The sequence below is a fragment of the Halomonas sp. S3-1-1 genome (assembly GCF_023757625.1).
Lineage (GTDB): Bacteria > Pseudomonadota > Gammaproteobacteria > Pseudomonadales > Halomonadaceae > Vreelandella.
On sequence record NZ_JALGBZ010000001.1, the window covers coordinates 534,016 to 558,660 of the forward strand.

The 24,645-nt window shown below is 62.7% G+C and carries 22 protein-coding genes and 2 tRNA genes; 19 read left to right on the top strand and 5 right to left on the bottom strand.

The features are described 5' to 3' along the window. Nucleotides 1-53: 53 nt before the first annotated feature. Complete coding sequence (locus MQW23_RS02590) at nucleotides 54-287, bottom strand: TFIIB-type zinc ribbon-containing protein (protein WP_252106258.1); 234 nt, start codon at nucleotides 285-287, stop codon at nucleotides 54-56. 111 nt (nucleotides 288-398) lie between these two features. On the opposite strand from MQW23_RS02590, the gene radD reads away from it, so the two are divergent. The 4 genes from radD (at nucleotide 399) to rluB (ending at nucleotide 4,917) form a co-directional block, all read left to right on the top strand. Further along, nucleotides 399-2,189: a DNA repair helicase RadD gene (radD, locus tag MQW23_RS02595; RefSeq protein ID WP_252106259.1), complete on the top strand. Its 1,791-nt coding sequence runs from the start codon at nucleotides 399-401 to the stop codon at nucleotides 2,187-2,189. Between the two features lie 79 nt (nucleotides 2,190-2,268). Next, nucleotides 2,269-3,222 (top strand): segregation and condensation protein A, encoded by a 954-nt coding sequence (locus tag MQW23_RS02600; RefSeq protein WP_286086848.1) that lies wholly within the window; start codon nucleotides 2,269-2,271, stop codon nucleotides 3,220-3,222. Nucleotides 3,223-3,233: 11 nt separating this feature from the next. Then, the gene (gene scpB, locus MQW23_RS02605) at nucleotides 3,234-4,061 is read left to right on the top strand and encodes an SMC-Scp complex subunit ScpB (RefSeq protein WP_252106735.1); all 828 of its coding nucleotides are present in this window, start codon (nucleotides 3,234-3,236) and stop codon (nucleotides 4,059-4,061) included. Continuing rightward, nucleotides 4,048-4,917: a 23S rRNA pseudouridine(2605) synthase RluB gene (gene rluB / locus MQW23_RS02610; RefSeq protein ID WP_252106260.1), complete on the top strand. Its 870-nt coding sequence runs from the start codon at nucleotides 4,048-4,050 to the stop codon at nucleotides 4,915-4,917. The genes scpB and rluB overlap by 14 nt, the downstream gene beginning before the upstream one ends. A gap of 86 nt (nucleotides 4,918-5,003) precedes the next feature. Here rluB and MQW23_RS02615 read toward each other — a convergent pair whose 3' ends face one another. Next, complete coding sequence (locus tag MQW23_RS02615; protein WP_252106261.1) at nucleotides 5,004-6,707, bottom strand: glycosyltransferase; 1,704 nt, start codon at nucleotides 6,705-6,707, stop codon at nucleotides 5,004-5,006. 175 nt (nucleotides 6,708-6,882) lie between these two features. Here MQW23_RS02615 and MQW23_RS02620 point away from each other — a divergent pair. Further along, nucleotides 6,883-6,958 (top strand) — tRNA-Lys (locus MQW23_RS02620). Nucleotides 6,959-7,033: 75 nt separating this feature from the next. Then, a tRNA-Lys gene (locus MQW23_RS02625) sits at nucleotides 7,034-7,109 on the top strand. A gap of 118 nt (nucleotides 7,110-7,227) precedes the next feature. Here MQW23_RS02625 and MQW23_RS02630 read toward each other — a convergent pair. Next, nucleotides 7,228-8,688, bottom strand: coding sequence for a M48 family metalloprotease (locus MQW23_RS02630; protein ID WP_252106262.1), 1,461 nt, complete (start codon nucleotides 8,686-8,688; stop codon nucleotides 7,228-7,230). Nucleotides 8,689-8,855: 167 nt separating this feature from the next. Between MQW23_RS02630 and MQW23_RS02635 the strand changes: the two genes are divergently transcribed. Together MQW23_RS02635 and MQW23_RS02640 are read left to right on the top strand one after the other, a co-directional pair. Continuing rightward, nucleotides 8,856-9,140, top strand: coding sequence for a sulfurtransferase TusA family protein (locus MQW23_RS02635; RefSeq protein ID WP_252106263.1), 285 nt, complete (start codon nucleotides 8,856-8,858; stop codon nucleotides 9,138-9,140). Further along, complete coding sequence (locus tag MQW23_RS02640; protein ID WP_252106264.1) at nucleotides 9,137-10,252, top strand: AI-2E family transporter; 1,116 nt, start codon at nucleotides 9,137-9,139, stop codon at nucleotides 10,250-10,252. The genes MQW23_RS02635 and MQW23_RS02640 overlap by 4 nt, the downstream gene beginning before the upstream one ends. A gap of 71 nt (nucleotides 10,253-10,323) precedes the next feature. Here the strand turns inward: MQW23_RS02640 and MQW23_RS02645 are convergent, their stop codons facing one another. Beyond that, nucleotides 10,324-10,803 (bottom strand): peroxiredoxin, encoded by a 480-nt coding sequence (locus MQW23_RS02645; RefSeq protein WP_252106265.1) that lies wholly within the window; start codon nucleotides 10,801-10,803, stop codon nucleotides 10,324-10,326. 325 nt (nucleotides 10,804-11,128) lie between these two features. Here MQW23_RS02645 and dapA point away from each other — a divergent pair, with 325 nt between their 5' ends. The 3 genes from dapA (at nucleotide 11,129) to purC (ending at nucleotide 13,804) form a co-directional block, all read left to right on the top strand. Next, on the top strand, nucleotides 11,129-12,013 hold the full coding sequence (gene dapA, locus MQW23_RS02650; RefSeq protein ID WP_252106266.1) for a 4-hydroxy-tetrahydrodipicolinate synthase: 885 nt from the start codon (nucleotides 11,129-11,131) through the stop codon (nucleotides 12,011-12,013). Between the two features lie 67 nt (nucleotides 12,014-12,080). Then, on the top strand, nucleotides 12,081-13,061 hold the full coding sequence (locus tag MQW23_RS02655; protein WP_252106267.1) for an NlpB/DapX family lipoprotein: 981 nt from the start codon (nucleotides 12,081-12,083) through the stop codon (nucleotides 13,059-13,061). Between the two features lie 26 nt (nucleotides 13,062-13,087). Further along, complete coding sequence (gene purC / locus MQW23_RS02660; RefSeq protein ID WP_252106268.1) at nucleotides 13,088-13,804, top strand: phosphoribosylaminoimidazolesuccinocarboxamide synthase; 717 nt, start codon at nucleotides 13,088-13,090, stop codon at nucleotides 13,802-13,804. 27 nt (nucleotides 13,805-13,831) lie between these two features. Here the strand turns inward: purC and tsaA are convergent, their stop codons facing one another. Further along, nucleotides 13,832-14,545, bottom strand: coding sequence for a tRNA (N6-threonylcarbamoyladenosine(37)-N6)-methyltransferase TrmO (gene tsaA, locus MQW23_RS02665; RefSeq protein WP_252106269.1), 714 nt, complete (start codon nucleotides 14,543-14,545; stop codon nucleotides 13,832-13,834). 128 nt (nucleotides 14,546-14,673) lie between these two features. Between tsaA and MQW23_RS02670 the strand changes: the two genes are divergently transcribed. The 8 genes from MQW23_RS02670 (at nucleotide 14,674) to MQW23_RS02705 (ending at nucleotide 24,642) form a co-directional block, all read left to right on the top strand. Beyond that, nucleotides 14,674-15,204, top strand: coding sequence for a GNAT family N-acetyltransferase (locus tag MQW23_RS02670; protein ID WP_252106270.1), 531 nt, complete (start codon nucleotides 14,674-14,676; stop codon nucleotides 15,202-15,204). A 37-nt stretch (nucleotides 15,205-15,241) separates the two neighbouring features. Further along, a complete protein-coding gene (gene ampD, locus MQW23_RS02675; protein WP_252106271.1) occupies nucleotides 15,242-15,823 on the top strand; it encodes a 1,6-anhydro-N-acetylmuramyl-L-alanine amidase AmpD in 582 nt (193 codons plus the stop codon). Nucleotides 15,824-16,244: 421 nt separating this feature from the next. Then, nucleotides 16,245-18,917 carry a pyruvate dehydrogenase (acetyl-transferring), homodimeric type gene (aceE, locus tag MQW23_RS02680; protein ID WP_252106272.1) on the top strand — a complete coding sequence of 891 codons (2,673 nt, stop codon included), beginning with the start codon at nucleotides 16,245-16,247 and terminating at the stop codon, nucleotides 18,915-18,917. Between the two features lie 56 nt (nucleotides 18,918-18,973). Then, a complete protein-coding gene (gene aceF, locus MQW23_RS02685) occupies nucleotides 18,974-21,109 on the top strand; it encodes a pyruvate dehydrogenase complex dihydrolipoyllysine-residue acetyltransferase (protein ID WP_252106273.1) in 2,136 nt (711 codons plus the stop codon). Between the two features lie 220 nt (nucleotides 21,110-21,329). Next, a complete protein-coding gene (adk, locus tag MQW23_RS02690) occupies nucleotides 21,330-21,983 on the top strand; it encodes an adenylate kinase (protein WP_252106274.1) in 654 nt (217 codons plus the stop codon). 106 nt (nucleotides 21,984-22,089) lie between these two features. Then, nucleotides 22,090-22,788 carry a tRNA (adenosine(37)-N6)-threonylcarbamoyltransferase complex dimerization subunit type 1 TsaB gene (gene tsaB, locus MQW23_RS02695; protein WP_252106275.1) on the top strand — a complete coding sequence of 233 codons (699 nt, stop codon included), beginning with the start codon at nucleotides 22,090-22,092 and terminating at the stop codon, nucleotides 22,786-22,788. Continuing rightward, nucleotides 22,785-23,507 carry a class I SAM-dependent methyltransferase gene (locus tag MQW23_RS02700; RefSeq protein WP_252106276.1) on the top strand — a complete coding sequence of 241 codons (723 nt, stop codon included), beginning with the start codon at nucleotides 22,785-22,787 and terminating at the stop codon, nucleotides 23,505-23,507. Before tsaB ends, MQW23_RS02700 begins: the two co-directional genes overlap by 4 nt. A gap of 16 nt (nucleotides 23,508-23,523) precedes the next feature. Further along, nucleotides 23,524-24,642, top strand: a complete 1,119-nt coding sequence (locus MQW23_RS02705) for a phospholipase D-like domain-containing protein (RefSeq protein ID WP_252106277.1) — start codon at nucleotides 23,524-23,526, stop codon at nucleotides 24,640-24,642. The last annotated feature ends 3 nt before the right edge of the window (nucleotides 24,643-24,645 follow it).

The window sequence follows — 24,645 nt, forward strand, 5'->3', positions numbered from 1 at the left end:
AAGCGGTGGCAGGAAAGCCTTTCCTGTCACCGCTTTCGTTTGCAGCATGCTGGCTACTCGCGGACGCGAAGCTCGGTCTGATCGCGCCTTGGGGCGGTGGGCACGTTGAGTTCGCTTTCGAGCTCGCTGAGGGTTTGCTGGTAGCGCTCGACCAGCGCCTCATAGCGTCCAAAATCGTGGCCGCAGTCCATACAGTAAACGTGAACTGAGTCGCGGCGGGTGGCGGGCAAGCGTTTCAAGCGGCTTCCGCAGCTGGGGCAGTCGGCGCTAAAGTGATTGGCAGGCATATCGCACTCCTTAAACGTTCCGGGTTCCCCAGTATTTAAAAAATGTTAAACCATCTCTCCCTAATCGTGTGAGTCACACCCTTTTTAAAAGTTCAATAGCAGGCTAGCGACGTGATCGAGAACAATGGCGTACCTCTGCCCGAACTTCGCGATTACCAGCGCCAGGCGGTAACGCGGGTCATCGAGCATTTTCGCGCCGGGAGCGACCCCGGGGTGGTCGTACTGCCTACCGGCAGCGGTAAATCCCTGGTGATCGCCGAGCTCGCCCGCCTTGCCCGGGGGCGAGTGCTGGTACTGGCCCACGTGCGCGAGCTGGTCGAGCAGAATCACGCCAAGTACCAGGCCTACGGGCTAAAGGCGGATATCTTCAGTGCGGGCTTGAAGCGCAAGGAGGCGAGCCGCCAGGTGGTGTTCGGCTCCGTTCAATCCGTGGTGCGCAACTTGGCGGCCTTCGAGGACGATAACTTCACTTTGCTGGTGATCGATGAATGCCACCGGGTGTCGCTGGAAAAGACCTCGAGCTACCGCCAGGTGATCGAGCATCTCAGACGCCAAAACCCGTCGCTCAAGATTCTCGGGCTGACCGCCACGCCCTATCGGCTGGGGCAGGGCTTTATCTACCATCGCCACTACCACGGCATGGTGCGCGGCGACGCAGAGAGCTTTTTCACCGACTGCGTGTTCGAGCAGCCGCTGCGCCTGATGGTCAAAAAGGGCTATCTCACCGCGCCGGAGCGCCTCGATATGGCGGTTCAGGGCTACGATTTCTCGCGTTTGGTGCCGGCCCAGGGCGGCCAGTTCGCCGAGCGTGAGCTCAACGAGGTGGTGGCCAAAAGCCGCGCCACGCCCGGCATCGTCGAGCAGATCATCGAGCGCGCCCGCGAGCGCCACGGTGTGATGATCTTCGCCGCCACCGTGGCTCACGCCGAAGAGATCACGGGGTATCTGCCGGACGGCGAAGCGGCGCTGATCACCGGGGAAACGAAGGCGGTCGAGCGCGAGCGGCTGATCAACGCGTTCAAGGCGCGCGCGCTCAAGTATCTGGTCAATGTCTCGGTGCTGACCACCGGGTTCGATGCGCCCCATGTCGACGTGATCGCCATTCTGCGCCCCACCGAGTCGGTGAGTCTTTACCAGCAGATCGTTGGCCGCGGTTTGAGATTGTCGCCGGGCAAAACCGACTGCCTGGTGCTCGATTACGCCGGCAATCCCTGGAATCTTTACGCCCCTGAAGTGGGCGAGCCGCGCCCGGATAGCGATTCTGAGCCGGTGCAGGTGGTGTGCCCGGCCTGCGAACACGCCAACCTGTTCTGGGGCAAGCGCGACGGTGAGCTGGTGCTCGAGCACTTCGGTCGGCGCTGCCAAGGGCTCGTCGAGAACGAACAGGGCAAGCGCGTGCAGTGCGATTTTCGCTTTCGCTTCAAGGTGTGCGATCAGTGCGGCGCCGAAAACGACATCGCCGCTCGGCGCTGCCACGGCTGTCAGACGCTTCTGGTCGACGCCGACGACAAGCTCAAGGATGCGCTGAAGCTAAAGGACGCGAAGGTGCTGCGGGTCAGCGGCATGGACGTCGAGGCCACCATCAACGGGCGCGGCCTGCCCCGGCTCAAGGTCACCTATTTCGACGAGGACGGGACGAGCTTGAGCGAGTGGTTCGCGCTGGAAACCGCCGCCCAGCGCTACGCTTTTTACCACGCGTTTCTGCAGGACCACGCTCGCGCCCCGGGCGTCGAGTGGAAGCCCACCTCCGCCGACGAAATCGTGACCGAGCGCTGCCGGCTGCGCCGCCCGGACTTCGTGGTAGGGCGTAAAGTGGGGCGCCACTGGCAGCTTCGCGAGAAGCTCTTCGACTACCAAGGGCGCTACCGCAAGGCCTTCGATGCCGGCGGCGATGTCTCGTGAGGCGTGCGCTGTTACACTGGCGCCTGATTGAACCACCGCCTTTGCGCCAACAAGGAAAGCCACCCGCGTGAGCGAAACGCTGGAGCCTGATAACGAGATCGAATCCGCCTTCGACGAGCCGGTGGTGGAGGCGCTTGGGCGGCTGTTCGATGAGCCGATCACGAAGCTCCCGGAAGATCTCTACATTCCGCCGGAGGCGCTGCGCGTGTTTCTCGAAGCCTTCGAGGGGCCGCTGGATCTGCTCTTGTACCTGATTCGCCGCCAGAACCTGGACATTCTCACGGTCAACGTCGCCGCCATCACCCATCAGTACATCGAGTACGTGGAGCTGATGAAAGCGATGCAGATCGAGCTTGCCGGCGAGTACCTGCTGATGGCCGCGATGCTGGCCGAGATCAAATCGCGCACGCTCTTGCCGCGCCCGCCGAAGGAAGAGGGTGAGGACGAAGAGGATCCGCGCGCCGAGCTGATTCGCCGGCTACAGGAGTACGAGCGCCTAAAAGAGGCCGCCGAAACGCTGGATACGCTGCCGCGGGTGGGGCGCGACTGGTTCAGCGCCCAGGCGGGCCTGCCGCCGATCGAAACCCGGGTGATCCACCCGGATGTGGAGCTCGATGAGCTGCTCGGCGCGCTCTCGGGTATCCTCAAGCGCGCCGAGCTGACCCAAAGCCACCAGGTGAGCCGCGAGGTGCTCTCGACCCGCGAGCGGATGCTCAAGATCATGGAGGTACTCGCAAGCGACGAGGCCCAGGGGCGCTACACGCCGTTCGAAGCGCTTTTCACCCTGGAGGAGGGGCGCGGCGGCGTGGTGGTCACCTTCATGGCGATTCTTGAGCTTGCCAAGGAGGCGATGATCGACATCGTACAGAACGCACCGCTCTCGCCGATTCACGTGCGCGCCCGGCCGGCGGCGCTGGCCGATGACGACAGCGCCTTCGAACTCGAGGAGGACGAAAGCGACGCCTTCGAGGACGCCGAGGCCACTTTCGGTGCCGACGACGACCCTTTGAATGCCGGTGAGGACGAGCCGTGAGCGCTACCCCGATGAACAGCACCTTTGATAAAAGTACGACGCTGGACGAGATTCTCGAGGCGGCGCTTCTGGCCGCCGGCGAGCCGCTGTGCCTGGAGCGACTGGAGACGCTGTTTCTCGACGGCGAAAGCCCCGGGGTCAAAACGCTTCGCGAGGCGCTCGGACGTCTTTCCGAGCGCCACGAGAATGGGGCGCTGGAGCTGGTCGAAACCGCCTCGGGCTTCCAACTGCGCATTCGTCCACGCCTTTCCCAGTGGGTCTCCAGGCTTTGGGACGAGCGTCCCCAGCGCTACTCCCGAGCGCTTTTAGAGACGCTGGCGCTAATAGCCTACCGCCAGCCGGTCTCACGCGGCGACATCGAGGAGGTGCGCGGGGTAAGCGTGTCGAGCTCGATCATGCGCACGCTGATGGAGCGCGGCTGGATTCGCGTCGTCGGCCATCGCGACGTGCCGGGCCGCCCGGCGGTGTACGCCACGACGAGAAGCTTTCTCGACGATTTCGGCCTGAAAACGCTGGACGCGCTGCCGCCGATGCACGAACTGACCAGCCAGGAAGAGCTCGATATCGATGATGAGGCGCCCGCGACTCGCGACGAGATGGAATCTTCATCGGCTGAAGCGGTCGAGACACTGGACGAAAGCGCCGAAACCGGGCAGGATGCGCCCCCCGATATGGGCGACGCTTCTCATGAAGACGACGCCCAACCCCACGCCGAGACGGCGTTAACCCCGCCGCTGAGCTTTGCCGATCTTGAGGCGCGGCTCGCGGCGCGCGCGGCGGAACAACGTGACCCGCCCGCGTCGACAGACAAGAGGTCCGACGACCATGAGCCAGAATAACCAAACCCCACCCCCCGGTAGCGAAAAGTTGCAGAAAGTGCTGGCCCGCGCCGGCTTCGGCTCGCGCCGGGAGATGGAAACCGTGATCAGCGATGGCCGCGTCAAGGTCAACGGCCAAATCGCCAAGCTCGGCGACCGGGTCGAGGAGCGCGACAAGGTCAGCTTCGACGACCGCCCTGTGTCGCTGCGCCCGGAGGCCGAGGTGCCGCGCCGCGTGCTGATGTACAACAAGCCCGAAGGCGAGCTTTGCACGCGCAAGGACCCGGAGGGCCGGCGCACGGTATTCGAACGCCTGCCGCGCCTGAAAGGCGAGCGCTGGATCGCGATCGGGCGGCTGGACATCAACACCAGCGGCCTTTTGCTGTTCACCACCGACGGCGAGCTCGCCAACCGTCTGATGCACCCCTCCACCCAGGTCGAGCGCGAGTACGCCGTGCGCGTCATGGGCGAAGTGAAGCAGGAGCACATCAAGGCGATGGTCGACGGCGTCATGCTCGAGGACGGCCCGGCGCGCTTCACCGACGTGCAGGAGTTCGGCGGCGAAGGAATCAATACCTGGTTCCACGTGGTGATCATGGAGGGCCGCAACCGCGAGGTGAGAAGGCTCTGGGAGTCGCAAAACCTCACCGTGAGCCGCTTGAAGCGCGTGCGCTACGGCAACATCTTCCTCGACAAGCGGGCCAAGGCCGGCGAGTGGATCGAGCTTAGCCAGGACGAGATCGACGATTTGGCAACGCTTGCCCAGCTCGAGGCGCGCAAGGTGCCGGAGCTCACCCCGGACGAGAAAAACCGCTGGAGCCGCGACAAGCACAAGCGCCGCCCGGTGCAGGCGATGCGCAAGCCCAAGCGCCGCTGATACCTCGGCGCTGGCGCTCGCCCTCGCCCTTCACGCCCCGCCCGGGGCGTGAAGGGCGTATTGATTCGATACCTTTACCCAACTCCTTATCGAAAGCTGTCCACGATCGTCTCTTCCCAGCGTTTGGCGACGCTGGCCGGGGAGAAGTACGTTTTGAAGCGCGTCTGCGCGTTGTCTCCCAAGCGGCGGGCAAGACCGGGCTCCACCACCAAACGGGTCAGGTGTTCGGCAAACGCGGTCGTGTCATTGGGTGCGACGAGAAAGCCGGTCTCGTTGGAGGCGATCATGTCAGACGGGCCGTAACGGACATCGAAGGCGACCACCGGGCAGCGAAAGGCCATCGCCTCGAGCAGCGTCAGCGGGAACCCCTCCATCACACTGGTCAAAATGGCGCACTGCGCGTCACGATAGATGCTCGCGATGTCGTTGCAGTAGCCTTCGAGCACGACGTGACGCTCGAGCTTTAATGCCTCGATACGTGCTTTGATTTTGTCGCGCTCGCCGCCTTCGCCGTAAAGGTGAAGGCACGCCTGCGGCGCGTGCTTCACGACCTCGGCCAGTATCTCGAGCGCCTTTAGGTGCTGCTTTTCTGGCGACAGGCGCGCCACGTAAACGATTTTACTCCGCTGGTTGGGCAGTTCTTCACCGTCGGCGCTTTTCAGTGCCTTGTAGGAGGCGCTGAGCGTGTGCGGCACCGTGACCACGTTTTGGTCCGGGAAACGGCGCTCGACGTCCCGGGTTTGCGTTTGGGTCAGCGCTACCACGCCATCCGGCGTATCGCCGCCTTCCAGCAGGTCCCGGTAATGGGTCTTGAGCCGGGTGTCGGGTTCTTTACCCTGAAAGTGCGTGCTGTGCAGCGCGCCGAACACACGAATCTGCTTTTTCCGGTTTTCGCCTACCGGCGCGTTGCGCAAAAGCGCGGAGGCCTTGAAGGTAAACTTGTTCTTGTCGTTGAGCAGCCAAAGCTTATTACCCTTCAATCGGGTCGTCAGGGCATTGAGCGCGTAAAGCGAAAAGTCCGTACTGTCGCCCAAAAACGTGCACTGACCGAGGAGGTTGTCGATCGCCCCCAAGCCGGTGGCGGTGCTCTCGAAAGAAATATGAGTGGCCTGAAAAAATGACTGCCCCGTCGTGAGCGAGGCGTGTAGATAAAAGCCGGGTGCGAGCCCTTTTTCTGGCGAGGGTTCGGCTCCTTCTCTTTCGAATACCCGGAAGAACAGCGGCGTGCCCCAAGGGCTGTAGTGAATTTCGTGAGTTCGCTGGCGGGTGTGAGGATCATAAAGGCGGTGGCTACTGCGATGGCCCGTGGCGTGGTAGATATCCGCCGCGACCTTCTGGCCCTTGTCGAAGTAGTTAATGTGGATCAGCTCGCCGTGCTCTTTCGAGTAGACCTTGTAGGCAAAAAGCCGGCCCTGGCCGTTGAGGTAGCGCACGTCCTTGTGCCCTTCGACCGGGGCGGCGGTGTAGCCAGTAAAGCTCGGGTCGATCACCGGTGGGAGCGTGTCCTTGAGGGCGCTTGACGGCAGCGCTGGGTCGTCGAACCCCTGCAGGCAGTCGTAGAGGCCCTTGATACGCGTAGCGCTGTGATAACGCTCGCTACTCAGAAGTGCAGTGACGTTGCGTTGAAGCTCCGGGCGATACTGGAACGTCACGATCAAGGGGTGGACGCCCAGCTCATCGATGAACAGCGACGCCCTGGCCAGCGCCGAGTGTTCGATGCCGGTGAGCATTGTGCCCATGTCCAGGTTGAGAAACAGGATGTCCGTATCGTCCAGCAGGGGCTGTGCCATGGTGGGTCGCCTTGTCGTCAGTAGCCTAAGCTTGAAACACGTATTGTCGTGAACCGGCATCGCTGCGACAAGACTAGAACAGGCTTCCATCGAGCGGCGTTAATATTTTAAAGGGTGTTGTCAAAAAGCCTTGCCAGACATCGGGTTGATCTGTACTATATGCATCCGTTCGAGGGGGTCGTTAGCTCAGTTGGTAGAGCAGTTGACTTTTAATCAATTGGTCGTAGGTTCGAATCCTACACGACCCACCACCGACGTTTACGACGTTGGCCCTCAAGACTCGAACGCGATGCCCGCATGGCAATAACCGTGCAACAAGGCAATCTGGGTCGTTAGCTCAGTTGGTAGAGCAGTTGACTTTTAATCAATTGGTCGTAGGTTCGAATCCTACACGACCCACCAGATTCGGCGCCCCTAACAGTCACCTGTCAGGGGCGTTTTCGTTGATCTTGATGTTCCTCTCTCAGCCCGCAACGCTATCGGCGAGCGCGCGTTGCATTGTGCTCGCGCGCCTGGCCGGCTAGTTGAACGACGACAGCGCCTCACGGTAGTCGAGAAACGCCTCGCGGCGCTGGTCGATCAGTGCGACCAGCGGCGTGTCACCTTCCTGCTGGGCCACGTTTTTGGCGATGCCGAGCTGCTGAATGCCGCGGTCTACCCGGCCGGTCAACTGAAGGTACTCCGCCTGGGCCAGGTGCCCCCAGCCGTTGTGACCGCTGCGCCCGGCGGCGGTGGTCAGCAGGTTGAAGCCCTGCGGATTTTCCGGATAGCGCTCGGTGACGCGGCGTAGCAGATCGAACGCCGCCTGCGGGTCGCGCTGCAGCTGCGCTTCGGCCAAAATCAGCTGAGCCGGCAGGTAGTTCGGCATGACGCGCAGCCAGCGCTCGGCCCGCGTGATCGCCTCGTCGATGCGGTTGGCCTCGAGCGCGACCTGGGCGGCGGAGGCGGGAATCATGGCGTAGTCCGGAAGCTCGGTGGCCAGCGCGTCGAGGCTTTGGAGCGCCGAGTCTACCTGGCCGCGGCGAGCGTCGATCAGCGCGCTTAAATAGCGCCGCGCGGGCTCTTCGGCACCGCCCTGGGCCAGGCGCGACTGTGCCTGCTCCGGGGCGTTTTGATAAATGCTCAGCAGTGCCCGGGCGCGCATCAGGTTGTAGAGGGTGTTGCTTTGGTAGCTGTCCGCCACGGTGAGCTGGGCCACGCGGGCCTGGGCGTCGCTCAGGCGGCTGTCCGATACCGGGTGGGTGAGCAAAAACTCCGGCGGGGTGCCGCCCTGTAAGCGCGCCAGGCGCTGCATCGAGGCGAACATGCGCACCATCGCCTCCGGATCAAAACCGGCGGCGGCCATGGCTTGAAGCCCGACTCGGTCGGCCTCCTGCTCGAAGCGCCGCGAGTAGGCGAGCTGGTCCTGAATCAGCGCCGCTTGGGAGCCCATGGCGGTGGCGATGCCCGCATCGCCACCGCCGCTGGCGGCGATCAGCATGCCGGCAAGCAGCCCCGCCAGGGCGGGCAGCTGGGTTTGGCCGGCGCGCTCGCTGCCGCGGGCATAGTGGCGCTGGGACAGATGGCCAAGCTCGTGTGCAATCACCGACACGAAAGCGCCTTCGTCCTCGGCAAAGGCGAAAAGCCCCGAATTGATACCCACTACGCCGCCGGGCACGGCGAAGGCGTTGAGCGCGCGGTGATCGACCATTACCGTGGTGGTGTCCAGACCGCCCAGCTGGCTATAGGGCGTGAGCCGGGTCACTACGCCTTCCAGATAGTCGTGGGCGATGGCGTCCTGCCACTGGGGCGCCTGGGCGCGAAATTGCCTGAGCCAGGCACGGCCCAAACGAAACTCCTCGAGGCTCGCCGAAGGCGAGGCGCCGCCCAGACTCGGCAGATGGCTGTTGTCGAAGCCCTGACCCTGGGCGGTGGGAAAAGCGCTTGCCAATACCAGCGTAAACGCCAGGGCCGAGCGCTGCAGAAAACGACGGTGCGACATGGCATCCTCTTGTGGTCTTGCGGCTTGAATCATGGCCACGGCCCGTTGGGCGGTGAGACGTTGATTCGAACCGGGAAGTGCCGTTAAATCAAACGCGAAAGCGCATCGGTGAACACCAGGTTTATGTCACAATGCCAGCTTTGCCCAGGCATTTTAAGGGAGTCACCATGACCGATGATGAAGGGTGTGATCAAAAGGCGCCAGCGCCGCTTGCGCCAGATGCGGTCGTCGACGCCTGTGGGCTCGCCTGCCCGCTGCCGCTTTTGAAAGCCAAACAGGCGCTGGCGCCGCTCGGCCCGGGAGGGCTTCTGGAAGTCGTGGCTGACGACCAAGGCTCGTGGCGCGATATTACCTCGTTCGCCGAGCAAAGCGCGCACACGCTCGAAAGGCGCGAACACGAAAACGGTCGTTACCATTTCTGGATACGCAAGGCGGGAGGTTCGTCCTTATGACCGTGCGCAGCATCCTGAAAAGCTGGGTAGAGCGCTACTTTTCCGACGAAGAGGCGCTGATTCTGCTGCTCGTGCTGGTGGCCGGGTTTGCCGCGATCATCTGGTTTGGGCGCATGCTGGCGCCGTTTTTCACCGCGCTGGTGCTGGCCTTTCTGCTTCAAGGGGTGGTGAATATTTTTACCCGCCGCGGCGTCCCGCATCTGCTGGCGGTGATCCTCGTTTTTGTGGTTTTCGTCGGGGCGCTTTTGACCCTGGCGTTCTTTTTGATGCCGCTGATCTGGAACCAGCTCGTAGGGCTGGTGCAGGAGTCGCCGCGCATGTTCGCCAGCGGCCAGGCCTGGCTCGACGATCTTCAGGCCCGCTACCCCAACCTGATCACGCCGGATCAGATGCAGAACTGGGTGGGCGTGGCCAGCCGCGAGATCAGCCAGCTGGGTCAGCGCGCGCTGACGCTGTCGCTGACCTCGCTTGGCAACGTGATGTCGATCATTATCTACCTGGTGCTGGTGCCGATTCTGGTGCTGTTCATGCTCAAGGACCGCGAGCAGCTGGTGGGGTTCATCCTCTCGCTTTTGCCGCAAAAGCGCACGCTTTTGACGCGCATCTGGCGCGAAATGGATCATCAGATCGCCAACTACATTCGCGGCAAGTCGATCGAGATCATCATCGTCGGCACGGTGGCGTTTTTCACCTTCACGCTGTTTGGGCTGCCCTACACCGCGCTTTTGTCCGTGCTGGTCGGTTTCTCGGTACTGGTGCCGTTCATTGGCGCCGCGGTGGCTACCCTGCCCGTAGCGGCGGTGGCGGGCTTTCAGTTCGGTTTGAGCGAGCAGTTCGCCTACGTGATTCTGGCCTACGGCATCATTCAGGCGCTGGATGGCAACGTGCTCTCGCCAATTCTGTTCTCCGAGACCAATAACATCCATCCGGTCTCGATCATCGTCGCCGTGCTCTTTTTCGGCGGTATCTGGGGCTTCTGGGGCGTGTTCTTCGCCATTCCTCTGGCCACACTCTTGAAAGCACTGGTCTACGCCTGGCCGCGCCGCGACGACCCAAGCCACGCGCCGATGGATAACGCGATTTTGACCGAAGACCGCACGCCGCTGCGCTAACGGTAAAACGCCAAGCGCCCGTCCTGACAGGGCGGGCGCTTGGCGTTTGGGCGCTCTTTTTCAAAGGGCATTTAAGCGCTTTGCTGGTCGAGCGCCTGGGCCTTTTCAAGCACCTCGTCTACGTGGCCGGGCACCTTGACGCCGCGCCATTCGTGGGCCAGAACGCCGTTTTTGTCGAGCAGGAATGTGCTGCGTTCGATCCCCAGGTGCTCCTTGCCGTACATCTTCTTGAGCTTGATGACGTCAAAAAGCTGGCACACGGTTTCGTCCTTATCGGAGATCAGCTCGAAGTTGAAGTCCTGTTTGGCCTTGAAGTTCTCCTGGGCGCGCAGGCCGTCGCGGGAGACCCCGATGACGACCGTGTTGGCCGCCTTGAAGTCCTCCATGCGATCGCGAAAGTCGCCGCCTTCGGTGGTGCAGCCCGGCGTGCTCGCCTTGGGGTAGAAGTAGATCACCACCTGCTGGCCCTTGTAGCTCGAAAGCTCGACGGTGCTGTCGCTGGTGGCGGGGGCGCTGAAATTCGGGACGGGTTTACCTAATTCCACGGCCATGAGCGTGCTCCTTTTTTTCGTGAAGTGAGTGTTATGAAGTATATATCGAGAGGTGAGTGTCGTGAGATGAGCGCTCGATTACACGCAACGCGACGCACCGTGTCAAAGCCTGACCGGGCTTTGGAGCGCGGCTCGTACAAACTCGACGCGCTTTACGCTGTACAGGCTCGAATCCGCTGAGTACCATTTGGCCCTTGAGCGTGGCGGTCGAGGGCAGGGCGCAGTTAGTGCGATGCGCCGTGAAACGACGATCGATTCAACACGACGATTTTTGCAACGATGCGCCCGGGCGACCGGGCGCCGCTATCAGGTGAGGAATAGACGGATGATCACAGGCAGCATAGTCGCCCTGGCGACGCCAATGAAGGTCAATGGCGATATCGACTGGGAGGCGTTACGTCGTCTGGTGAACTTCCACCTTGAGAACGGCACCGACGCCATCGTCGCCGCGGGCACCACCGGCGAGCCGACCACCATGTCCTTTGCCGAGCACTTCGACGTCATCCGAAGCGTGGTGGAAGAGGTCAACGGGCGTATTCCGGTCATTGCCGGCACCGGCGCCAACGCCACGTCCGAGGCGGTCGAGCTTGCCCGCTACGCCAGCGAAGTCGGTGCGGACTACTGCCTGTCGGTCTGCCCTTACTACAACAAGCCCACCCAGGAAGGTCTGTACCAGCACTTTAAGGCAGTGGCCGAGGGCAGCAAACTGCCGGTCATCATGTACAACGTGCCGGGGCGCACCTGCTCGGATCTCTACAACGAAACCGTGGTGCGGCTGGCCGAGGTCGACAATATCATCGGTTTGAAGGACGCCACGGGGAACCTTGAGCGTGCCGAGGATCTAATTGCCCGCTTGAAGGGCAGCGATTTCATGCTCTACTCCGGCGACGACGCGACCGCCTGTGACTTCATGCTGATGGGTGGTCACGGCGATATTTCGGTCACCGCCAACGTGGTGCCCAACGCCATGCACGAGCTGTGCACCGCGGCGGTCAACGGCGATAGCGAGAAAGCGCACCAGATCAACACGCGCCTGATGCCGCTGCACACCAACTTAGGGATCGAGGCCAACCCGATTCCGGTCAAGTGGTCGCTCAACCGCATGGGCTACATGGACGCCGGGATTCGCCTGCCGCTGACCTGGCTTTCGGAAAAATACCACGCCACTGTGAGTGAAGCGCTGCAGTTGGCAGGCGTCGTCGAGGAGTAATCCGCGGCGCCCGACCCTTGGGCCCGGCCAGTGCCGGGCAAGAGAACTGTTGACTTAAGGTGGCTTGATGAGCTCCATGCTTGAAAGACCCGCGCTGAAATGGATACCGCTGACGCTCGTAATGGGGGTAGCGCTTGCCGGCTGCGCCCGCGAAGGCTTTTACGACGACCGTAACCTCGACTACACCGACGTGCGGCCCGCTCCGCCGCTGGTGTTGCCGGAGAGCCGCAACGAGCAGCGCTATAACGACGCCATGCCGGTGCCTCAAGCCGCGCTACAGGGAAGCCAAGTCGACGGCGCCGCCGATGTCGCGCCGCCACCGTCGCTTGCGATGGGCAGCGGCCTGCAGCCAGAGTTCGTCGAGCGCCGCCAAGTCGGAAGCGACGTCTGGCTGGTGGTCGCCGCCGATACCGGCGCGGTCTGGCCGCAGCTGGAAGCCTTCGCTCAGAGCCGGGGCCTTGGAATTCAGCGAAGCGACGCCAACCAGGGCGTGATCGAAACGCGCCAAGGGACGCTGTCGCTTCAAAGCGCGCTGCGCGCCGGCAGCAGCGAAGTGCGCTGCGAGCAGGGCGGTCGCGCCGTGGGTAACTGCCTCAACGCGCTGGAAGAGTACCTGGGCGCGCGCAGTGCGACCGCCAGCGCTTCTTCCTGGAACGCCCAGCGCCTTGCCAACGCGCGCACCGTCGAGATCCGCCAGCAAAACGGCGCCTGGGAAGTGGCCATCCCGCAAACCGCCGAGCGCGTTTGGGCCGAGCTCGACCACTACCTGACGCTCGATTTCACCGTCGAGAACCGTCGCGAGCTGCTCGAAAAATCGCCGGAAAACTATTCGTTTTTGGTCAACTACATGACCGCCTCGGAAGAGGGCCGCAACCCGATCGAGGTCGTTTTCAGCCGGGACGTTCGCCGCATGACCCAAAACATTCGCCTAGTGCTTGAGCCTCAGGGTAATCAGAGCGTGCTGCGCGCGATCAACGAAAGCGATCGCGAGCTAAGCGCTGAAGACCAGCGTGAACTCCTCGAGCGCGTTTCCGGCTACCTGCGCTAACGTTTTTATTCTATTTCGGAGCTTGTATGGAAAAGCGTGACGAACTCTACGCTGGCAAAGCAAAATCGGTTTACACCACCGATGACCCGGACCTGCTGGTTCTGACGTTTCGCGACGACACCAGCGCCTTCGACGGCAAGAAAAAGGAGTCGCTGGCGCGCAAGGGCATGGTGAACAACGTCTTCAACGCCTTCATCATGGAGCGTCTGGAAGAAGCCGGTATTCCCACCCACTTCGAAAAGCAGCTCTCTGATACCGAGAGTCTGGTCAAGAAGATGGACATGATTCCGGTGGAGTGCGTGGTGCGCAACGTCGCCGCTGGTGGTCTGGTTAAGCGGCTGGGCATCGAAGAGGGCAGTGAGCTCACCCCGCCCACCTTCGAGCTGTTTTTGAAAAACGATGAGAAGGGCGACCCGATGATCAACGAATCATTGGCGGAAACCTTCGGCTGGGCCACGCCTGAGCAGCTCGCTCAGATGAAAAAGCTCACCTTCAAGGTCAACCAGGTGCTCAAGCAGCTTTTCGCAGAAGGCGACATGATACTGGTCGACTACAAGCTTGAGTTCGGCGTGTTCAAGGGCGAGGTCGTGCTCGGCGACGAGTTCTCCCCGGACGGCTGCCGCCTGTGGGACGCCAACACCCGCGAGAAGATGGACAAGGACCGCTTCCGCCAGGGCCTGGGCGGCGTGATCGAGGCCTACGAGGAAGTCGGCCGCCGGCTCGGCATTACCTTTCCCGCCTAAGCGCTGACGCCCAGGGGCGACCCTGTGCTATTGCCTGTACGGCTCGATCGCCACCACCTCCAGGGTGGTGGCGTCGTCTTTACAGCCGCGAAATTTCACGTCCACATCGCGAAGGCGCACCCCGTAAACACGCGCCATGTCGGCGTGGTAGGCCGGGCGCGGGTCCTGGCCGATCACCTGCTCGATCAGCGCGTGAAGCGAGGCGCTGTCTTCGCGGTGGGCAAGCGCCTCCTGCGCCGCCCCGCTAAACACCACCCGCTTTAGCGCCGGCGCCTCGGGCGCGAAGCCCGCCCGCGCCTGGGGCTGCGACTCCGCCCAGGGCAGGTAAGGTTTGATATCCACGACAGGCGTGCCGCTGACCAGATCGCACCCCGTGAGGTACAGGCGCACGCCGCCGTCGAGCTCGATGCCTGCCAATTCGACCAGCGAAAGCCCCAGCCGGTTGGGGCGGTGGGTGCTGCGGCTAGCGAACACGCCGACCTTCTGGTTGCCACCAAGGCGCGGCGGGCGCACCAAAGGCGTCCAGCGTTCCGGGCTCTGGTGGAACACGAAGCTCAGCCACAGGTGGCTGAACGCCTCGAGTCCGCGCACTGTCAGCGGGTCGTTGTAGGGCGGCAAGAGCTCGAGACTTGCCCGTGCCGCGGGGGCCAGCCCCGGCTGGCGCGGAATGCCGAACTTGTCCGGATAGTCGCTGGTGATGACCCCTAGGGTCGCAAGCGAAAGAGGCGCGGCGTTGTGCATCGCGTAACCTTGTGCTGAGATGAGCGCTTGAAAGAAGGCAGGCGAGCGCCTGCCCGCTGCAAGCGACCCAGTATAAACCCTGCCATTTTATCGCGCGCGTTTGGCGCCCCGTCTGCCCGAGGTAGTGCATGTCGACCCATAACGAGCTCTCATCCTCGAAGCCCGCCGCCGCCCGAATCACCTACCGTCAGGCGCTATCGCGCGACGCCGCGGACCAGGCCGAGGTGTTTTATCATGCGGTGATGCAGGGCGCTGCCAGCCACTATGGCCTGGCCGAGCGCGAGGCCTGGGCCTGTGCGCTGCCGCGAGAGGCGAGCGCCTGGGCGGCGCGCCACGCTTTCTACACCACGATCGTCGCGGTATGTGACGGACGCTGCGTTGGCTTTTTGGAGCTCGACGTCAAAAACGCGCTCATCAATACGCTCTACGTCTGGCCCTCGCTTGCCGGGCGCGGCATCGGCAGCACCCTGCTGATTCACGCCGAGCGGCTGCTGCTCGAGCAAGGCGCCGGGCGGGTCGATATCGAGGCGAGTCTGGTGCTGTTCGAGCGTCTGGAGCGCCGCGGGTTCGAAAATCACGGCGAGCAGTGGGTCGAGCGCGGTGGCCAGTGGCTCAAGCGCTACCGCATGAGCAAGGCGCTCAGCGCCGTCGAGACCTGAGTCGCCGATTTTTAGCTCATCAAAGGAGAAAGCCCTGGTGGCTCAGTCCAGCAAGTCGGGCGTCTGGCCCGGCGCCCGCCCCATCGATTCACCCAACCAGGACGCCCGGCCAGAAGGTGAGGTATCGCTTCTCGTCGTTCACGCCATTAGCCTGCCGCCCGGCGAGTTCGGCGGCCCGGCCATCGAGGCGCTGTTCACCAACACGCTCGACCCGGGCGAGCATCCGTTTTTCGAGACGATCGCGCACCTTCGCGTCTCGGCGCATTTTCTGATTCGCCGCGACGGCGCCTGCGTGCAGTTCGTCGATACCGACCGGCGCGCCTGGCACGCCGGCCGCTCGCGTTGGTTCGACCCGCGCTTAAGCGCCGCGCGCCAAGCGCTCAACGACTTCTCCGTTGGCGTCGAGCTCGAAGGCGACGGTGAAACCCCGTTTACCCGCGCCCAGTACGAAAGCCTGGTGGCGTTGACGCGCTGGCTGATGGCGCGCTACCCGCTTTTGGATGAGCAGCGCATCACCAGTCATGCCCACGTTGCTCCGCTTCGCAAGGAGGACCCGGGCCCGGCGTTTGATTGGGCCTACTACCGCCAGCGCCTCGCACTTTCGCGCAGTGTAACGTAGCGCTGAGCGCATGAAGGCGTGAAAAAGGTGCGAGCGCACCAAAGTGATTCATTCCCAAGAGAATAAAACGGTAGTTTGACTACATTCGTGGACTTAAAATGCTTTGGAAATGCCTTCCAAAACAGCTATGTTGCGGTGCAATATGTTGTTTTGGATGGAATTTCCATTGCGCGAGAATTGGCAGAATAGCGACTTTGCGGTATCTTCTATATACAAAAGGCTAACCTGCATGGCCCCTGTGTAACTCCCCTACATTTGAAGGCGCCGTTTACCTCGCAAGCGCTTTGAATGTAGAACCAAAAACCTGTTAGACGCGCAAGCTCGGCCTCACTATCGGCCCTGGCGGCTCAACGTCGCAGCCGCCCCATCCCCAAAAGGGTAGCGGGCGTATTGTCATTTATCGTCATTCGGAGAGACCTCTATGAGTCTGGAGACAAGAGAAGATCTCGATCCGGTCGAAACCACGGAGTGGCTTGAATCCCTGGAATCGGTTCTGGATCGTGAGGGCGAAGATCGCGCCCGCTACCTGATGACCCGCCTGGCGGATCGTATGCGTCGGGACGGGATGAAGGTGCCCTTCTCGGTGACGACCCCGCACCGCAACACCATTCCGGTTCATCGCGAAGCGCAGATGCCGGGCGACTTGTTCATGGAGCGGCGCATCCGCTCGCTGATCCGCTACAACGCGATCGCTCAGGTCATCCGCAACAACCGCGCAAACCCTGGGCTGGGTGGCCACATCGCAAGCTTCATGTCCTCGGCCACGCTCTATGACGTGGGCTTCAACCACTTCTTCCGCGCCGCAAAAGACGACTTCGCGGGAGATCTGGTCTACATCCAGGGCCACGTGGCACCGGGCATCTACGCGCGCTCCTATCTGGAAGGCCGTCTCTCTGAAGAACAGATGGACAGCTTCCGCCAGGAAGTCGACGGCGACGGCCTCTCATCTTATCCGCACCCTTGGCTGATGCCGGAGTACTGGCAGTTCCCGACGGTTTCCATGGGTCTGGGCCCGATTCAGGCGATCTACCAGGCGCACGTGATGAAGTATCTGCATCATCGCGAGCTCAAGAACATGTACGACCGCAAGATCTGGTGCTTCATGGGCGACGGCGAGTGCGACGAGCCGGAATCCCTGGGCGCGATCTCGCTGGCCGGGCGTGAAAACCTCGACAACCTGATCTTCGTTATCAACTGCAACCTGCAGCGCCTCGACGGGCCGGTGCGCGGCAACTCCCGCGTGATGGACGAGCTCGAAGGCGTTTTCCGCGGTGCCGATTGGAACGTGATCAAGGTCGTCTGGGGCCGCCACTGGGACCCGCTGTTCGAAAAGGACAAGAAGGGCGTTCTGCAAAAGCGGATGGACGAAGCCGTCGACGGCGAGTACCAGAACTACAAGGCCAACGGTGGCGCTTATACTCGCGAGCACTTCTTCGGCAAGTACCCGGAGACCGAGGAGATGGTCAAGGACCTCTCCGACGAGGACATCTGGAAGCTCAACCGCGGCGGCCACGACCCGTTCAAGGTCTACTCGGCCTACCACGAAGCCGTGAACACCCAAAACGGCAAGCCCACCGTCATCCTGGCGCATACCGTCAAGGGTTACGGTATGGGTAGCGGCGACGGCGAAGCGGCCAACGAAGCCCACCAGGTCAAGAGCATGGAGTACGAAGCGCTGAAGAAATTCCGCGACCGCTTCGGTATTCCGCTGTCTGACGAGCAGCTCAAGGAAGTGCCGTACTACAAGCCCGAGGAGGATTCCCCGGAGCTCAAGTACATGCACCTGCAGCGCGAGCGTCTGAACGGCTACCTGCCGGCGCGCCAAAGCGATTTCGAGGCGCTCGAGATCCCGAGCCTCGAAGACAAGACCTTCGCCTCGCAGCTCGGCGGCTCCAAGGGCCGCGAAGTCTCCACCACCATGTCGTTTGTGCGTGTGTTGAACGGCCTGGTCAAGGACAAGAAGCTCGGCAAATACGTCGTGCCGATCATCCCGGATGAAGCGCGTACCTTCGGTATGGAAGGCATGTTCCGCCAGCTCGGTATCTACTCCGCGGCGGGGCAGAAGTACGAGCCGGTCGATAAAGGCCAGATCATGTATTACCGCGAGGACCAGAAAGGTCAGGTTCTCGAGGAAGGTATCACCGAGGCGGGCGCGATGTCGGCCTGGATGGCGGCCGCGACCTCCTATAGCAACAACCACGTCACATTGCTGCCGTTTTACATCTACTACTCGATGTTCGGCTTCCAGCGTATCGGGGATCTGGCTTGGGCGGCGGGCGATCTGCAGGCGCGCGGCTTCATGGTCGGCGGCACCGCCGGGCGCACCACGCTCAACGGCGAAGGGTTGCAGCACCAGGATGGCCACAGCTTGATCCAGGCCTCGACCATTCCGAACTGCCGTAGCTACGACCCGACCTACGGTCACGAGGTTGCGGTCATCGTTCAGGACGGTTTGAAGCGCATGTTCACCGACAAGGAGAACTGCTTCTACTACCTGACCGTGATGAACGAGAACTACGAGCATCCGGAATTTGAGGACGTGCCCACCGAGGATATCGTCAAGGGCATGTACCTGCTGCGCGAAACGAAAGGCGACAAGGGCCGCGTTCAGCTTCTGGGCTCCGGCACGATCCTGCGCGAAGTCGAAGCCGCCGCCGAGCTTCTGGCCGAAGACTGGCATGTGGGCGCCGACATCTGGAGCGTGACCAGCTTCAACGAGCTGCGCCGCGAAGCGCTGACGCTTGATCGCGAAGCCTTCCTGAACCCGGATGCCGAGGCGCAAAAGCCGCACGTCACTAAGTGCCTGGAGGGGCGCGAGGGGCCGGCCATCGCCTCGACGGACTACATGAAGCTTTACGCCGACCAGGTGCGCGCCTGGGTACCCACTGAGTACACCGTGCTGGGCACCGACGGGTTCGGCCGCTCCGACACCCGCGAGAAGCTGAGAAGCTTCTTCGAGGTGGATCGTCACTTCGTCGTCGTCGCCGCTCTGCGCGCACTTGCCGAGCGTGGCGATATCGAACGCAAGCTGGTGGGAGAGGCGATCGCGAAGTACGGCATCGACGCCAGTAAGCCTAACCCGCTGATCAGCTAAACCGCAGCCCGGCGGGTTTACCCGCCGGCTCGATCCGATTTGGAAGGAGCGCGACCTTGAGTAGCGAAATCATCAAAGTTCCCGATATCGGTGGCGATACCGATGTCGAAATCATCGAGATTGCGGTGTCAGAAGGCGACGTCATCGAAGCGGAAGACGCCCTGATCACGCTGGAATCCGACAAGGCCAGTATGGATGTGCCCTCGCCCAAGGGCGGCAAGGTCGTCAAGGTGCTGGTCAAGGAAGGCGATAAGGTCTCCGAAGGCGACGACATCCTCGAGCTTGAAGTCGAAGGTGACGGCGACGATAGCGACGACGCCGAAGAGCCGGAAAGCGCCGACGAATCAGAATCGTCAGACGAGCAGGAGAGCGCTGACGAGCCGGATAGCCAAAAGAGCGAGAAGAGCAGCTCTTCAGCCAAAAAATCCGGTGGCGGCAAGCAGACCGTGGACATCGTGGTCCCGGATCTGGGCGGCTCGGAAAACGTCGAGATCATCGAAGTCGCCGTAAGCGAAGGCGACAGCGTCAGCGCTGAAGACGCGCTGATCACGCTGGAGTCCGACAAGGCGTCGATGGACGTGCCGAGCCCGCACGGCGGCAAGATCGTCAAGTTCACCGTCAAGGAAGGCGACACCGTCTCCGAAGGCGACGTGATCGGTCAGATCGAGATCGAAGGCGAAGGCAGCGATGACGACGACACCGCTGATGAGAGTGCTGGCGATAGTGCCGACGACGAGCCCAAGGCCTCCGCCGATCAAAACGACGTTGCCACGCCGGACGATGAAGAAAGCGACGACGAGGACGATGGCGACGACGAAAGCGGCGCTACCGAGCGCAAGGAAGTCCGCGTACCGGATCTTTCCGGCTCCTCGGACGTGCCGGTCATCGAGATTGCGGCGTCTGTTGGCGACGAGATCAACGAAGAAGACGCGCTGATCACGCTGGAGTCCGACAAGGCGTCGATGGACGTGCCGAGCCCCTATAAGGGCAAGCTGGTCGAAATCAGCGTCAAGGAAGGCGATACCGTCTCCGAAGGCGACGTCATTGCCTACATCGAAGTGGCGTCCAGCGGCGGCAAAAAATCTGCCAAAAAGCAGGAGAAGAAAGCCGCTTCTGATAAGCAGGCCGAGGGCAGCGCCAAAAAGTCCGAAGCGAAGGCCGACAGCGGCAAGAGCAAGGGCGGCGACAAGGGCGGCAAGAGCGAGAGCCCCGGCGGCTCGCCGAGCCCAGAGGCGGCCATGGCGGCGCACAAGCCCCGCGATGGCAAGCTCGTCCACGCCGGCCCCGCAGTGCGCATGCTCGCTCGTGAGTTTGGCGTCGACCTGGAGCTGGTCAAGCCCAGCGGCCCGAAAGAGCGCATCCTGAAAGAGGACGTGCAGGCTTACGTCAAGCAGGCGCTGTCTCAAAAAGAGAGTGCGCCGGCTCAGTCCGGTGCTCAGGCCTCAAGCGGCGGCGCGGGTATTCCGGCGGTGCCGGAGGTCGACTTCAGCCAGTTTGGCGAAGTGGAAGAGAAGCCGATGGGGCGTTTGCTCAAGATGGGCGCGACCAATCTGCACAGAAGCTGGCTCAACGTGCCCCACGTGACCCAGTTCGACGAGGCGGACATCACCGAACTCGAGAACTTCCGCAAGTCGATGAAGGCCGAAGCCGAAGCCCAGGGCGCAAAGCTCACGCCGCTGCCGTTTTTGGTCAAGGCGTGCGCCTTTGCGCTGCGCAAGTTCCCGCAGTTCAACGTCAGCCTCAAGGGCGACGGCGAGACGCTGGTGTGGAAGAAGTACGTCCACATCGGTATCGCCGTGGATACCCCGGAAGGGTTGATGGTGCCTGTGCTGCGCGATGCCGACAAGAAGTCTCTGATCGACATCGCCAAGGAGATGGCCGAGCTTGGCAAGAAGGCGCAGAGCAAGAAGCTCAAGCGTGACGAGATGACCGGCGGCTGCTTCACCATTTCGAGCCTCGGCTCGATCGGCGGCACGGCGTTCACCCCGATCGTCAACGCGCCGGAAGTGGCGATCCTGGGCGTGTCGAAGTCGCAGATGAAACCGGTCTGGGACGGCGCTGCCTTCCAGCCGCGTTTGATGATGCCGCTGTCGCTCTCCTACGATCACCGTGCGATCAACGGTGCCGACGCTGCGCGCTTCACCGCGTTTTTGGCCGACGTACTGACCGACATCCGCCGCCTGCTGCTCTAAGCACGCAGCGACGGATGGCCAGCGGCGCCCATTTTTATGGGCGCCGCTTGCGTTTTGATTCTTCCAGCGGTGACCCGGCGCCGTTCAGGCGAAAAAAAGCCGCTCTCTGAGGCTTTTGGAGAGTTGTGCCGCTGGGGTCGCCCGGTTATTGTCTTTGCATTCTCTTTTTACTTTGAATGCTATCCACCTTTGCACGTTTTACGACTCGAGGAGCAGTGCCATGCGTTTGATCTTGTTGGGTGCCCCAGGCGCGGGTAAGGGAACCCAGGCCCGATTCATTTGCGAGCGGTTCAAGATTCCGCAGATCTCTACCGGCGACATGCTCCGCACGGCGATCAAGGACGGCACCGAGCTCGGTTTGAAAGTCCAGGAAATCATGAAGACCGGGGGCCTGGTGTCTGACGACATCATCATCGCGCTGGTGAAAGAGCGCATCAGCCAGCCCGACTGCGAGAACGGCTTTCTGTTCGACGGCTTCCCCCGCACCATTCCCCAAGCGGATGCGATGCGCGAAGGCGGCGTTAAGATCGACCACGTACTCGAAATCGCCGTGCCGGACGAAGAGATCGTCGACCGTATGGCCGGCCGACGCGTGCACTCGGCCTCTGGCCGCGTCTACCACATCGACCACAACCCGCCGAAAGAGCCGGGTAAGGACGACGTCACCGGCGAAGCTCTGATCCAGCGTGAGGACGATCAGGAATCCACCGTGCGCAACCGCCTATCGGTCTATCACGATCAGACCGAGCCGCTGGTGGACTACTACCAGCAGTGGGCCGAGGCCGAGCCGGACGCCGCGCCGCAGTATCACCGTGTGAAAGGCGTGGGCAGCGTCGCCGATATTACCCAGCAGGTGAAAGACGCGCTAAGCTAACCCTCACTAAGCGCCGACGCTCGCCGCCGGCGCCGCTTCTTTTTCGAGTGTCGAAGGCCGGGCGTTACGCGCTCGCGCCTTTTGCCGTTTGGAGTATCTAGTCGCCATGTCGTCATACCTTCTCGCCCTGGACGCCTCGTCGAGCGCCTGTTCAGCGGCGCTGATTCGCGCCGAAGGCGAGCACCGCGAGTGCTTGGCGCGCTTCGAGCACACCCCGCGCGCGCATACCAGCCGGCTTTTGCCGATGATCGACGAGGTGCTGGGGGAGGCCGGTATTACACCGAAGGAGCTCGACGGCGTCGCCTACGGCCAGGGGCCGGGGTCGTTCACCGGCCTGCGAATCGCCGCGGGGGCCGCCCAGGGGCTCGCCTTCGGGCTCGACTGTCCGCTGGTCGGGGTATCGACGCTCGAGGCGCTGGCACTCCAAGCCCATCGGCGCTACCACTTTCGCCACATCGTCACCGCGCTAGATGCGCGCATGGGCGAGGTCTACACCGCCGCCTGGCGCTGCCGAGAGGACCAGGCGAGCCTTTGCGACGAAGAGGTGGTGATCGACCCCGCACGCGTCATGTTACCGGACCAGCAAACCGACTGGATCGGCGTCGGCTCGGGCTTCGCGCTATGGGCGCAGTTCGACGATCTTTTGAAGGCGAGCATGACCCAGCACCTGACAGATCTCGAACCCCGGGCCGAGGAGATGGCCTGGATTGGCCTGCGCGGGCTGGAAGCCGGCGCAGGACGCGCGCCCATCGAGGTGCAGCCGGTGTACCTGCGAAACGACGTTGCCTGGAAAAAGCCCGCGTGAGCGCAGGCTTGGCGCCGGGCGATCCCGTACTGCCCGAAGGGCTTTCGCTTCAAACCGTGGACGGACGTTTGGCGCTTTGCGGCGACCCTAAGGTGTTTGGCCACCCGCTGAGCGTGGACTTCGTTGGTGGCAAGGCAGGACACCGGCGCCAGTTCGGCGGCGGGCGCGGCCAGCTCGTGGCCAAGGCGTGCGGGCTCGCTAAAGGCGTGACGCCGAGTATCGTGGACGCTACCGCCGGGCTTGGCCGCGACGCTTTCGTGCTGGCGAGTCTCGGCGCGCCGGTGCTGCTCATCGAGCGGGTGCCGGCGATCGCCGCGCTGCTGCGTGACGGCCTAGCGCGGGCGCTGTTGGATACCGAGGTGGAAGAGATCGCTGCGCGCATGTCGCTCAGCCACGGCGACAGCGCCACGTCGCTTGCCGCACTGATCGACGAGGCGGCGTTCGAGCCTCAGGTGATCCATCTCGACCCGATGTTCCCCCACCGCGACAAGTCGGCGCTGGTGAAAAAGGAGATGCGTCTTTTCCAGCGCCTGGCCGGCAGCGACGACGACGCGCCCAGGCTTTTAGAGCAGGCGCTGGACGTTGCCACCCACCGGGTGGTGGTCAAGCGCCCGCGCAAGGCGCCGCCGATCGAGGGGCCGGCGCCCAACCATACGCTGGCGGGCAAGACCAGCCGATACGACCTCTACGTGCACCGTTCGCTCGCCAAATCACGTTAACGCCCAAGGAATCGCCATGTCGCCTCTATGGCGCGACGGTAATCGCTTCACCCTGCTGCCGGAAGCGGCGGTATTTCTGCCTGACATGCTCGAGGCGATCGATACCGCCGAGCACTACGTGCTGGTCGAACTCTATCTGATGGAGTCCGGCGAACTCGCTGACCGACTGAGCCAAACGCTGATCGATGCCTGCGCTCGCGGCGTGCAGGTGTATCTGCTGCTCGATGGCTACGGCGCCATGGGCCTTGAAAACGCGGACCGCACACGGCTGATGCAGGGCGGTGTGGCACTGGCGTTTTTCAACCCGCTGGGGCTTCACTCGCTGGCGCGCAATTTAAGCCGCGATCATCGCAAGATCGTGGTGGTCGACGGGCGCGTGGCGTTCACCGGCGGCTTCGGCGCGGTGGACGAGTTCCTGAACGCCTGGTACGAGATCGCCGTGCGGGTAGAAGGCCCGGCAGTGGCAGACTGGGAGGCGCTGTTTCGACGGCTTTGGCGCTCGAAGCTGACCCGCCACGACAAACAGAGCCCGCGCCCGGCGCTCGCCCCGCGCTTGGCGCCGCCGCACTTCGAGGACGGCGCCCCCGGGCGGGTGATGCCGGCGCGCGGCTACCGCTACCAAGCGATTCGCCACTCGCTGCACGCTCAGGTGCGCGCCTCGAACACCAGGCTCTGGCTCTGTACGCCGTATTTTGTGCCCACCTTTGCGCTGCGACGGCGGCTGGCCCGAGCGGCCAGGCGCGGCGTCGACGTGCGCCTGCTGCTGCCAGGGCAAAAGCACGACCATCCGGGCGTGCGCTACGCGGGCCAGCGCTTTTATCAGGCGCTATTGAAAGCCGGCGTGCGAATTTTCGAATTCCAGCCGACCTTCATTCACGCCAAGTTCGTGCTGGTGGACGACTGGGTCAGCATTGGTTCCTGCAACTTCGACCACTGGAATCTTCATTACAACATGGAGGCGAACCAGGAGATCCGCTCGCCCGCCATGGCGAGCGAGGTGCAGGCGCTTTTTGAGCGCAACTTCGCCGCAAGCGACGAAGTGGACGCCCGCGCCTGGGCGGCCAGGCCCTGGCCCCAGCGCGCCCGCGAGTGGCTTTACGGGCTGCTGGACGCGGTGGTAACGCGCTTGAAATAGTGG